General features: G+C 49.0%; 12 protein-coding genes and 1 tRNA gene. 9 read left to right on the top strand and 4 right to left on the bottom strand.

Annotated elements, in window-relative coordinates:
- Nucleotides 1-136 precede the first annotated feature (136 nt).
- Entirely contained in the window at nt 137-379 is a 243-nt protein-coding gene (locus tag ACGG90_RS14765; protein ID WP_390410579.1) for a hypothetical protein, read from the bottom strand.
- A gap of 435 nt (nt 380-814) precedes the next feature.
- Here ACGG90_RS14765 and ACGG90_RS14760 point away from each other — a divergent pair, with 435 nt between their 5' ends.
- From ACGG90_RS14760 to ACGG90_RS14750, 3 genes are all read left to right on the top strand, one after another.
- Nucleotides 815-1,072, top strand: a complete 258-nt coding sequence (locus ACGG90_RS14760; RefSeq protein ID WP_390410577.1) for a hypothetical protein — start codon at nt 815-817, stop codon at nt 1,070-1,072.
- Nucleotides 1,073-1,122: 50 nt separating this feature from the next.
- Nucleotides 1,123-1,338, top strand: coding sequence for a hypothetical protein (locus ACGG90_RS14755; protein WP_390410575.1), 216 nt, complete (start codon nt 1,123-1,125; stop codon nt 1,336-1,338).
- A 125-nt stretch (nt 1,339-1,463) separates the two neighbouring features.
- The gene (locus ACGG90_RS14750; RefSeq protein ID WP_390410573.1) at nt 1,464-1,934 is read left to right on the top strand and encodes a hypothetical protein; all 471 of its coding nucleotides are present in this window, start codon (nt 1,464-1,466) and stop codon (nt 1,932-1,934) included.
- Between the two features lie 57 nt (nt 1,935-1,991).
- Here the strand turns inward: ACGG90_RS14750 and ACGG90_RS14745 are convergent, their stop codons facing one another.
- A complete protein-coding gene (locus ACGG90_RS14745; RefSeq protein WP_390410572.1) occupies nt 1,992-2,330 on the bottom strand; it encodes a DUF771 domain-containing protein in 339 nt (112 codons plus the stop codon).
- 168 nt (nt 2,331-2,498) lie between these two features.
- Between ACGG90_RS14745 and ACGG90_RS14740 the strand changes: the two genes are divergently transcribed.
- The 3 genes from ACGG90_RS14740 to ACGG90_RS14730 all read left to right on the top strand — a co-directional run bounded on the left by ACGG90_RS14740 (nt 2,499) and on the right by ACGG90_RS14730 (nt 5,544).
- A complete protein-coding gene (locus ACGG90_RS14740; RefSeq protein ID WP_390410570.1) occupies nt 2,499-2,930 on the top strand; it encodes a helix-turn-helix domain-containing protein in 432 nt (143 codons plus the stop codon).
- A gap of 140 nt (nt 2,931-3,070) precedes the next feature.
- Complete coding sequence (locus ACGG90_RS14735; protein ID WP_390410568.1) at nt 3,071-4,219, top strand: site-specific integrase; 1,149 nt, start codon at nt 3,071-3,073, stop codon at nt 4,217-4,219.
- Between the two features lie 149 nt (nt 4,220-4,368).
- Nucleotides 4,369-5,544 (top strand): site-specific integrase, encoded by a 1,176-nt coding sequence (locus ACGG90_RS14730; RefSeq protein ID WP_390410566.1) that lies wholly within the window; start codon nt 4,369-4,371, stop codon nt 5,542-5,544.
- A gap of 284 nt (nt 5,545-5,828) precedes the next feature.
- Here the strand turns inward: ACGG90_RS14730 and ACGG90_RS14725 are convergent.
- Nucleotides 5,829-5,916: transfer RNA gene (locus tag ACGG90_RS14725), tRNA-Ser, on the bottom strand.
- A 306-nt stretch (nt 5,917-6,222) separates the two neighbouring features.
- Nucleotides 6,223-7,230 (bottom strand): hypothetical protein, encoded by a 1,008-nt coding sequence (locus ACGG90_RS14720; protein ID WP_390410564.1) that lies wholly within the window; start codon nt 7,228-7,230, stop codon nt 6,223-6,225.
- Between the two features lie 432 nt (nt 7,231-7,662).
- Between ACGG90_RS14720 and ACGG90_RS14715 the strand changes: the two genes are divergently transcribed.
- The 3 genes from ACGG90_RS14715 (at nt 7,663) to ACGG90_RS14705 (ending at nt 11,201) form a co-directional block, all read left to right on the top strand.
- Entirely contained in the window at nt 7,663-8,031 is a 369-nt protein-coding gene (locus ACGG90_RS14715; RefSeq protein ID WP_390410562.1) for a hypothetical protein, read from the top strand.
- Nucleotides 8,032-8,033: 2 nt separating this feature from the next.
- The gene (locus ACGG90_RS14710) at nt 8,034-8,210 is read left to right on the top strand and encodes a hypothetical protein (protein ID WP_390410560.1); all 177 of its coding nucleotides are present in this window, start codon (nt 8,034-8,036) and stop codon (nt 8,208-8,210) included.
- Between the two features lie 648 nt (nt 8,211-8,858).
- Nucleotides 8,859-11,201, top strand: a complete 2,343-nt coding sequence (locus tag ACGG90_RS14705) for an LPXTG cell wall anchor domain-containing protein (RefSeq protein ID WP_390410558.1) — start codon at nt 8,859-8,861, stop codon at nt 11,199-11,201.
- Nucleotides 11,202-11,714 lie beyond the last annotated feature (513 nt).

Here is an 11,714-nt window from a genome sequence, read left to right as displayed (position 1 = left end):
TGATCCAGCTGAAAGTGGACAACATCAGGTTTATCTTCCAAAAAAATCACCTCACCAAATATATTGATGAGGCAAGTATAACGCGCTGGATTTTCGGTGAGAATCCGTCATTTGGCTGGGTGCTTACTTTTGTGCTCTAAGCTTGTTGAGCTTCACTCGCGGCCTCGCGGCGGGCTAGTACTTCATCAGCAAGATCAATCGCCAAGAAGTACTTTGATATAGTTCCGTGTGATACCGACAGCTCTTTTGCGGCTTTAGTGACTGACACACCCTCAGCCTTGAGTTCAAAAATCTTGTCTAAATCGATTGCCATGCGAGGATGCCCCGCCACGCCGGTTTTTTCAAAAACGGCCTTCCCTGATTCGGTGTATGCAGTCATAATTTCAGATCCTTCCTATGGACGCAAAAAAGCCGCACAAATCAACTGCTTACGCTCACCACTTGGGTGAGGGTAAGGGCAGCGATTCATGCGACCCGTAATCGTACAAGCTTACGACTACATTTTTTGTTTTATTAACTTATACCTATATGATACCAATATTGATACCTATTTACAAGCCTAATATCAAATAAAACACTATTTCAATCACAAATATTTATCTGTATACATAAGTATACGCATTTTAATCGCTGGAATTGTCTTTCAAAATCTTGTTTCTACTATATGAAATGCCTGTTGGCCCTTCCCGCCTTGTTGATCCCCTGTGCCTGCAATCTATCCTCATCGACTTTCCAAAGGCCTTGATCGCGGTAGCGGCGCTGCCGCCGGGCTACCGCCGAGACGACAACCTGATTAAAAGAGGAGGATATGCCCATGCACAATCATAAACAAGGTTTTGAGCCAACATTGAAAGATTTGCGGTTCTACATCGCTAATGACGACGGCGGTTTTCTGGCCGCTGTGACTCGTCAAGAAGATGCACGGGGTGTGGGATACGCGGCACCCGAGTGGACTTGTGACCCCCCAGAGCGCCTCAATTTCGTGTCTCAACAAGAAGCCATTCGCATTGCTAGTTTTGTGGGTCACGGCTGCCGCGTGGAGAGCACCCCGAAACGCGTCTTGATCGCATAACAGCGCTATTTCCATCGCCATTGTCACTAAAACAAGGAGGACTTTGAACCATGAAAAAGGCTGAGATTCGTCTATCGGAATGCAGAAAATTTGTATCTCAAGGTGTGACCGAACCACAATCGAACGCCGAAATCACTGCTGCTGACGTGGTTGACCGAGATGCGCTCTGCAACTGGGCTTCTCACGCGTTCGGTACCGTTCTAATGTGTGAAACGTTCTCTGGTCACGGTTCTGATGAGGACTTAATCGTTGTAAGTTATTTCTGATCGTCATTAAGCCCTCAAGGCAAGCCCAAAGGCACCTTGAGGGCTTCTTTTTCATCTTCCAGATAGATAGGGCACCGCTTTTAGATCCTTTTTTCATTTCCAACTGTAGAATAGGAGGAGCTACAATGTCTACATCACACGAAACTCGTCATCGTACCGTTGACGGCGGCGTCAGCGCTAAAGATCTGGCCGATTATTTGGCGCAAACATACTCCGAGCCTGCCATCATGCGATATTTCAAGACCACAGAAAACGCTAAGTTAACTACGCCACTTGCTTGCCAGAAGCTTGATATCGCGCTTAAAGAATACGACCTGACGCCTTCATCTACATGGCCACTCACAGATAGAAGCATTCCGTTGCCGAAATTTGTCGTGTCCATACCTCCAGATTTTAACATCCTGTCGTGTTTATTGATTGTTTCTCAATGGCAGCATGACGCTTTGATCACGAATCCCAAAGTCTTTATCGAACGGCATAGCCGTGACATAACGCGCTGGTATTTCGAGTACGACCTTCTGGATTGGCGTTTCCTGGTGAATACGCAAGAAGCTCAACGATTGGTGAAGTACCACGCCAAACCACTATCAGCATGATGCTAAAGACGCCTCCACCAACCAAGTGGAGACGTCTCTTTTTTCAAGTTAAACGCATCAGCGGCCGACCTCATTGGCGATGTCATTAAAGTGCTCACGCATCCACTCGGAGAAACCCATCGGCTCAAACAAGTACCCCTTGCCGCCATCATGGTCGTACATCACAAGCTTACGACGTAGTTGTGGTTCAAACGTAGGACTCTTCAGGATATGGGAGACAATCCAGTCCGGCTTACGTTTGTAGCGCGCACTCACGTCATTGAGCGTCCACCAGCAGTTCAAATTGGCCCGCTTTTGTAAGTCCTCATATTCGTCACGATCAATTAGCACTTTGTCTGCTGGCACTTGTACGGTTACCACTTGCTGGAGTGTCAATGCTTTGTATTCTGTACTCATGTTTCGGTACCCCGTTAAATAAGTCTCTCCTCAGGTAACCTACGTTATATGTGTTGCATTCCTCATCACTATATTGCAGCCTTGGTCAGCAATTGTCAATACGTAAATTAAAACATTGACAAATATACATGAACAATCCATACTGAAGTCATTAGGAGGCGTCATCGCATGGAAAACACTTTTGATCGCATCAAAAAGCAAGCCCGACGGCGTGGTCTTACACTTAAAGAACTGGCAACTCGGGCCGCCGTGTCGCGCCAGACCATGTACACGTGGCAGCAGCCCGACATCACGCCCAGCGCCACTTTGGTTGACGGCATCGCCAAAGTCTTGGACGTAGAAGTACTTTATTTGTTGGCTGTGACAGACGATCCTGGTCACTACAAGCGGCATCGACCTTCTGAGGCTGACATGATCACCGAGCTACACAAGAACCTAAGCAACTCGCTGACCCTCATTCAGGCCCTTAGCCGTGAACACTCAATCGGTGCCGCCCAGTATGATCCCGATGTTTGCGAGATAGCTAACCTTATCCAAGCGTTGTCGCCCGCTGACCGTCAAACAATTAGAACACACGTTGTCTCACTGCTAAATCGCTAAACCTACATTAAATTGCTATACGACCAACCTTTCTAACAGCCGAACTAATGCTGTTCGCCCATCCGCTCATTTGCGCCTGGACCGATTTTGGACCGTTCGTCCGATTTCTGTTGAGTCATGACAAAGATCGGAGCACAACTATGCCAAAAATACCCGGAATTCGTAAGCGGGGCACCCGTTGGGAAGCCCGCTATCGCAAGAACGGCCGTGAGAAAGTCTTGACCGGTTTTCGCTCACAGCGCGCCGCTGCCGAAGCCCTAGCGGAGTACAAGCGCCATATTTCCCGCGGCGCGACTATGGACCGCATGGAAGTCACTTTGCTCGACTATCTTGACGATTTTATCGCTACCTTCAAGTCTAGTGACCTAGCCGCTGTAACAAACGCGTACTTCCCGACCGCCCGTAAACACCTGGAAAAGTTCTTTCCTGAAGACCAGAAGCTGGCCACCATTACATTCTCGCAGTTCCAGCAGTTCATCAATGCATTTGCGGATGGTAGCCTAGATGGTCATGCCCCGCGCTCATATGCAACGGTAAGTAAGCTGATAAGCCATGTGAGCAGCATGTGCAAAATCGCCATCACAGATCAGATCCTATATGTAAATTTTGCTGATGGCTGTACGAATCCCGGATACAAGCCATCTCGTGAGGCTCTTTCGCACAAGACCCTCCAAGTGGAAGATGCGAAACGGCTTATCGCACATCTGCAAGAATATGCCGACTTGGATCATATCGAATACTATGAGCTAATCACAGAGGCGCTCACGGGCACCAGGTGCTCTGAAACACTGGCCCTGACTTGGCCAGACATCGATTTTGAACATAGCCAGATCACCATCAATAAATCTTGGGACTACGCCCGCTCGCACGACTTCAAAGCTACTAAAAACGATTCATCAAACCGCACCATCCCGATGAGCGTTGGCCTAGCCGCAATTCTCAAACGGCTCAAGTCAGAGCAAAGCACCGCCTATCTCGCATCAGGCTACCGTGATCCAGATCAAATGCTTTTCCGCAACATAAGACACCACATTCCTTCCAATAAGAATCTCAACGACGCACTCAGATCGGTTGAATCGGAATTAAATATCAGCCATCCCATAACCACACATGGCCTACGTCATACACTCATCAGTTACCTTCTAGGCAGTCGCGTTAGTCCCTTAGAGGTCGCCAAAATCTCGGGCCATGCCAATCTAAAGATTTTATTCGACACATACGCGCATCTGCAAGACCAAGCAGACGATGTTGAGTCCATCAAAGCCCGCAAACTTGTCGATGACCTATAATGCCGTCAAGACCTCTTTGGAGGTCTATTTTTTTGCCTACAAGTGGCGCTGCCACGGCGTCCGGCGGTAAAGCCGTGCATAAATGGCGGCTCCCGCAAGACCCTTCCGCGTCCCTCAGCGCGATCTGAGGTGATGAAGGAGGACTGATTATGCCAAGTAAAGTAACGGGGATTCGTCAGCGAGGCAACGCATGGGAATACCGCTTTCGCTATCAAGAACCCAATGGAAAGAAACACGAGCTCACAAAGGGCGGTTTCCCCTCAAAAGAAGCCGCTGAGTGGGCGCTCTCTGAGGTCAAACGTAAACACCACCGCGGCGCCCAAGCTGATCAATTAAGCATCACACTGCTTCAATACTGGGATGACTGGGTAGAACTCTATAAGTCGGGTAAACACGCACCCGTCACAGAAGACTATTACCCAACCATTCGTAAGCATCTCGCGGATTACTTTGGGCCAAACTTCAAGTTGACTGACATGCACAAGGCCCAGTGGCAACGGTTCATCAACGACTTTGCCAAAGGCGCTAAAGACAAGTTTGGACATCGACAACCACGCGCTTTTGAGACCGTCAGCAAGCTGTCCTCATATCTAAGCAGCATGGCTGAATCGGCGATAGATGATCAAATACTCTTTGTTAATTTCACGCATGGCGCGGTCAACCCAGGATATAAGCGCACCAAAGCAAGCCGCGATGCGAAATTTCTTGAAGCAGAGGACTACGCTAAACTCCTGGATGAGTGTTTCGCCAAAGCAAGGCTAAGTTCCGTATATTACTACATCATTGCCACTGGTATCCTCACTGGCGCCCGAATAAGCGAAATATTGGGTTTAACTTGGGACCGTATCGATTTTGACCAGCGACAGATCACCATTGATCGGACTTGGGACTATGCTAGATCTAAGACTTTTGCGAAAACGAAAAACGAATCTAGCATCAGGACGATTGACATCACTGTTGATTTGGTTGACCTGCTCAGGCAGCTACGCGTTGAGCAAGCCCAGCACGACCTGAAAACCGGTTATCGCGATGATTTGCAACTGGTCTTTAGAAACGTCAGGAACCATCTGCCTGGGGATGCGGGCATCAATAAATCACTCAAATCGCTTGAACAGCGTCTTGAAATCAAAGACCCCGTCACTTTTCACGGCTTGCGACATACGCACGTGAGCTACCTGCTTAGTAAAGGCGTCGATATTGTTTACATTTCGCATCGACTTGGTCACGCATCCATCAAACGGACGTTGGATACGTATGCGCACCTGATGAAGTCGTACGAACAAGATCAGGCCGATAAGTCGCTTGAGGCACTCGCTGCACTTTAGCGTCTTGTGCGTCATTTTGCCCCGCGTTTGCCCCACTCAATTTCGGAGCAAATCGACATCAAATTTTTCGAATCCAATTTTGGACTAGATCTGAGGCTTTTTCGAATTAGTGGGGCAAATGGCCTCCAAACAGGACGCAAACCCGCGTCACATAAGGGTTTTGCTTGCCCCACTTTTGCCCCACTTTTGCCCCAAAACGGCATATTTCGGGTAAAAACAAAAACTCCGAAATGCCTTCATATCGGCATTTCGGAGCTAATCAGTAGCAAATCGGGACTAAAATAAGGAGAGTACAAGATTCGAACTTGCGCGCCGGTATTAGCCGGTTCGACGGATTTCGAGTCCGTTGCATTACCACTCTGCCAACTCTCCATTAGCTAATGGTGCTTGTCACAAGCACGTAAACCAGTATAGCAAATAATCCGCGCCCTGCCTAGTGTTTTCGATGTTTTTTAGGCTTTCATGCCGCTGGAATTGCTGAATCAGCGTACATATTTTCCTCTTGGCAACTGATCTGCAAATGCAGAATCTGGATCCGCTGTACGCAATACTGTACGAATGTGAGATGCAATTGGCGGCTTGGCACGCGATGCCGCAGTGGCATGTGTCTTGTTATGTTATTGCAAGCAACCGACAATAAAAACACACCCGCAATGCGGATGTGTTGTGATGTGAAGCTTATTCTTGCTGCAGCTTGCTTAATGCCGCTTGAGCTTGAGCAGCGTGTTGCGTGAATACTTGGTTCAGTGCCGAATTTAAATCAACGCTGCCAGACCATGCGCTTGATCCTTGCCCAGCTGGGTGGGTGATCACAAGGTTAGCCCCAGAAACCGCGAATTGTTCAAACGACACTGGCGTACCCACAGAACTGTGCCCTGTCGTCGCAGAATCTGCTGCGTAGGAGATGGCTGCCATCTGTTGCAGATTGTCCAGTGCTTGTGCAACATCAACACTGCTTGGCTCTTGTTGGCCATAAATCTGTGCCAGTAACGCAAGCTGCTGGCTCGTATACTTCTGGCTGGGCTGACTCTTAGCTTGACTTTGCGTGCTGCTGGAAGCTTTAGTCGCCTGGCTTGAGGTACTGGCGGAGCTGGCTTGACTTGCGTTGCTTGATGCTGTGTTCATCGCGATCAACTGCTGATCAGTCAAATTCGCCGATGTCACACCGCCATCTTTGAAAGCTTGGTAGCTGTATGCCAGCTTGTGATCAGCGTTCTGGTAGCAGAAGACGCCGGCGCCAGCTAAGTTCTGACTCGCAAAGTTTGAGAATAACTTGGTAACCGTTCGAGTTTTGTGAGGCTTGACCGTGATCGACTTGGTTTGATCAGCGTGAACCGGCGCTGCCCCCTGGCCGACTTTAGTCCAAACGATCTTAGCTTCATCGAGCTTGACGTTCTTGGCAGACTGGTTGGTCACTTGCAGATCAACCGTATCTGTCTGGTCCTGATCTGAGTCAGCTTGAAATGCGAACTTGACTTTTGCTTGATCAGCCTTAGTCAATTGCTGATAGTCGACGGGCTTTGTCGTGACTTTAACAGACGGCTTGTGACTGGATGATACTTTGGAACTTTTCGCAGATGATGCCTTTGAACTATCTGAACTGTTTTTGCTCCCGCATGCGACAAGCAATAGTGCAGCGGCGGTGATGCTAATCAGTGATGTGAGAATCTTAGTTGCCTTTTTCATGATGTTTCCCCTTGTGATTTGTTCTTAGCTGATCTGATGACTATCCATTGTGGTGTCATCTATTGTTGGCCACATTTAGCGTCATGCCCTGCAAGTTTATCACTTGATCAGGCGCACTAATGTCAATGTGCCCAATTTCGAGTTCTTGCGCGCAAAAAAAACGGCTGGTCATCAGAAAATCTTTACTATCAAACTGATAGTGTTCCAGATATGCAACTCGCATTTCTGGCGAAAGCTTTTCTGTTAACCGGCCGGTCAAATTTTTGAAATAGTTTTAAAGATATCCAAGCTCGAGTATACCGCCAGACGCCTGTTGCATCAACTTCTAATTCATCACGATCCCGCCAATAGTTAGGAATTTGCAAAGCAAACTTTATGTTATGGCGCGATGTGGGTATACTTATCCTATCAATCCGAAAAGGACGTGGGCTTGTGAAACTCTCCTTAATTAAACTACCTGCATTGTTTGGGGTACTGTACGCGGCATTCACCGCGATCGTGCTGGTGCTCGCCACGGTTTCTGCGATCATGCACGGCTTCTCTACTGCGCAAGTCGGCACGACCTTAATGAGTTGGGAACCGCACTGGTGGTACCTGAGCATCATCGGCGGTTTGTTGCACGTGGTGAGTTTTGCCCGCAGCCAATCGCGCAAGCTGATGATCGCCAATACTGTCGGGCTATGTGTGTATGTGGGCTATGCTTTGATCCCCAATTATGCCCTACCCCTATTGTTGATCCACTTGGTCGTAATTTATTTGATCACCAAAACCCGCGTGATGCGGCCGGTTGGCGAGGTGTAAAGATGGCATTCTTCAAACGCAAACATCAAGAACCAGTGCAACCAGATGAGCCCACTCATGACTTCGCCCAAATGGTCAAGTCTGCTCGCGAAGCAGACCCAACGCGCTTCAAACAAGTACAACATGCCTTTGCCGCTCTGAAGCGCTCAAACAAGCCTAAAGATTCCAAGAAATCGTAAGCATGCCAATTCTCTACGCAAATTACCCCAACTAGTCCGCAGCGAGAATTGGCAACATTGCATGCCGCCCTGCATCGTGATCTGTCCGTAAAATCACGATGTAGGGCTTTTTTGCATACAACAACGCACCAAACTATGACTTACGCCTTCGCTGTTGGCTTCACAACTTGCACTTGAGCAATGGCGCGAATAATTCGCGCCATTGCTCACTTTTTGCTTGCTGCAAGGAAAAGTAAGCGGTAAACTGAATACCAGATATATATCCGTAGAAGTTTCGAAAAACGACCGGCCGGTCAACAGGATGAATGCCTCAAATTGGGAGTTGCATATATGTAACGCTTTCAATAGGTAAGCTACCAAATCCTGTGTGATTGCCGGTTTTTTCTATACTGTTGATCCGTCGTCTGTCACTGAAATCGAAAATCACGCACGACGGCGAGGTTCAGATATCCGACAGAATTTCAATCAAATTGTCTGGTAGTTGTTCCCTCACAAGCGCGCACCGCGGAACCTCGTCGTTGTAATCAAGTCATCATAAACCTAACCAGCTAGGCTAGTGCAAGCCAATTATCACATCAAGTGATGCCTTGCAGCAGTCAAGCCTAAACGAGCGCCACTCACAAGTTAACTGAAGGGGTAAAATTGAGCATGAATAAGAAGAACGCACTCGTCTTTACCGCTGCGGCGGCCGCATTACTGACCGTATCAACACACACAACTGTCACTCACGCAGCCGTTGCACCAATTAAATCAAAACCAGCGCAAACCACCGACACTACAGCCACAATCACCCAAGCCGCGACAGCCATGGCGACCACCCAACCAGCTTCTCAAAGCGAATACGCCCACAATGTGGCTGCTGCACAAGCCGACGTTGTTGCAGCCGACCACCAAGTTGCGGCCACGCAGGCCAAGACTGACGCGGCACAAGCAACGGCAAACCAAGCTGCTGCCGCCAACGCCGCAGCGCAAAAGTCCGTCGATGCAGCTAACACATCGATCAAACAAGCCCAATCGACGATCACTGATCAAACTGCCGCTAAAGCTGATGCACAGCAACAATTAGCCGCCTTGCCTGCCGCTTCTGACAACGCCGCAGTCAAAGAAGCCAGCCAAGCTGTAGCAGACGCCACTGCAGCGCAAGCTGGTGCCCAAACCCAAGTGACCACCGCAAAGACTAAAGCTGACCAAGCCGCTCAAGCCGTCAAAGCCGCTCAATCTGCCGTGGACGCGGCGCAACAAACCGCTGACAGTGTTGCTAAAGGCGACATCAATACTGCTGCAATTGCAGCTCAAAAAGCCCTTGACGATAACACAGCGGCGATCAAAGCAGCTCAAGCCAAGGCCGACAACACCCATGCCCAACTCACCAAAGATGCCCAAGCAAGCGAGCAAGCAGCTGCCGCGGTCACAGCAGCTCAGAACACACTAGCCAATGACAACAACGGCAATTCTGTCAAAACAGTTGCCACCGTGTCATACAAAGCTGGCACAAATTGGCCGCAAACAACGCCTGCCAGCAAAGACGTTGTCACTGAGTCGATCTTGGTGCAAGGCGATACTTACCAGCCGAACTTTGCCAACATTCGTACTGAATTCTATCGTGATCTGAACGAGCTGCGTACTTTGAATGGCTTAGGGCCAATCAGTCACGACGAAGAAATTGAAGCCTATGCCCAAGCTCGTGCCACCGCGCAAACAGGACCGATACTCACACATACTGGCGTTGAGGATCGCTTTGCTGAGAACTTGCAATACTTTCCAAGCAATGTTCGATCCGACGAAGAGGCTGCATATGTGTTGCTAATGACGTGGTTTGACGATTCCACGAACATGGAGGGCATTGAAACAGGCGCGGCTCATTATGGTCACCGGGCAAACTTGCTGATCAGCTCCGACATGGTCGCTGGACTGAGCTTCGACCCGACAACCAATGCCGTCGCATTTGACGAGGTAATCGATCAAAGCAACAAACCACAAGAATCGGATTTCACCGATTACAACGATTACGTTGGTGCGTATAACGAATGGGTAATGGCCTCAAATGACACCACCTACGCTGACCTCAATGCACTGAAAGCTTTCAAAGGTCTGCCGGATCACACCTTTGTATACCAACAAGCAATCGCTGCGGATTCCGCAAAGACCGCTAAAGATCAAGCAGCCTTGAAAGCCGCTCAAGCAGCCCAACAACAAGCCGCTGCAAAGTACAAGGCAGACACCGCATCGACACAAGCCGCTGATGCCGCGCTTGCCAAATTGCAAGGGCAAACCGCCGGCTTACAAACTGCGTTGAAGACTGCCCAAGCAAATGCGGCAACTACTGCAAGCGAAGCGGTGCAACAAGCAACGGCCGCATTGACTGTTGCTAAGAACGCTTTGGCTCAAGCGCAGACCGATCAAACCGCTGCCAACCAAGCGCTAACTGCCGCCAATGCCAATTTGACCAAGGCAACTGCCACGCTTAAAGATAGGCAAGCAGCCTTAGCCGCTTTGGATTCAAACGCGGCCAAGCGCGCTGACTTCGCTTCGGCAATCACCACAGCTGATCAACTGATAAAAGCTGCGCAAGCCCAAATTGCTGACTTACAAACTCAGCTGCCAGACCTTGAAGCTCAGCTTGATGCAACCGTCACCCCACTTGCCGATGCCAATGCCGCTTTAGCTGCTGCAACGGCAGCGCTCAACGTTGATACTGCCTTAGTTAAGCAGTCAGAGACGCTGCTAAACCGGATCAAGGCCAACGTCTATGTTGATCCTAACGCCAAACCAGCCGCCACGGTCCAAGTCGCTTCACCTGCTCCAGACCGAAACGCTAAATTCACGCTTGCTGCGAAGACCAACACCAAATCGACCAAGGCAAAAGCAGCGAACAAGTCCAAAGCTACCGCAATGCCAACCACTGGTGATGCCGCGCAAAGCGGTATGGCAATGGCCGGTGCCGCAATTCTGGCATTGCTGGGTATTGCCGGCATCAAGCGCCGCGCCTGAGTGGTAATCACGATCACTTACAACCATCTTTCGAGATGGTTGTTTTTTTCATCCTCACATCCGCATGATATCCACGAGTGAACGGAACGTAACGCTGCACTTACTCGACCTTACCCATGGTCATACTCTTAGTACATGGTTCGTGTCATCAGTCAGTTAAGCAGCAATATTAACGGCCTCTTCGAATATATTACTTATACGTATATACGATAGTGCTTATGCATATCAATAATTTTGTGGGGCTCACCTCACATATGCGAGGTATTATAGCGTATGACTGTCCGAACATAATTCACCAGTATAACTAACTTTTCACGAAAAAGATATAAATCAGTTGTTCTCATCTTTTGTGTTTTACAATATTCGCGATGCTTAATTAAATAACAGTAAGCACCCAATAACAGACCGTCTTGAAAATCAATAGAGGCCCGTTCCCAGATTCAGGGAAGCGGACCTCTTTGCTTTAAGCGACGGTCGATTGGGCGGTACCGGTAAATGTTTGGTTCCAAGGCA

Source organism: Lacticaseibacillus jixiensis, from assembly GCF_042847315.1.
GTDB classification, from domain to species: domain Bacteria; phylum Bacillota; class Bacilli; order Lactobacillales; family Lactobacillaceae; genus Lacticaseibacillus; species Lacticaseibacillus jixiensis.
The sequence above is the reverse complement of the archived record's forward strand: the minus strand, read 5'-3'. Positions and strand labels throughout refer to the sequence as shown.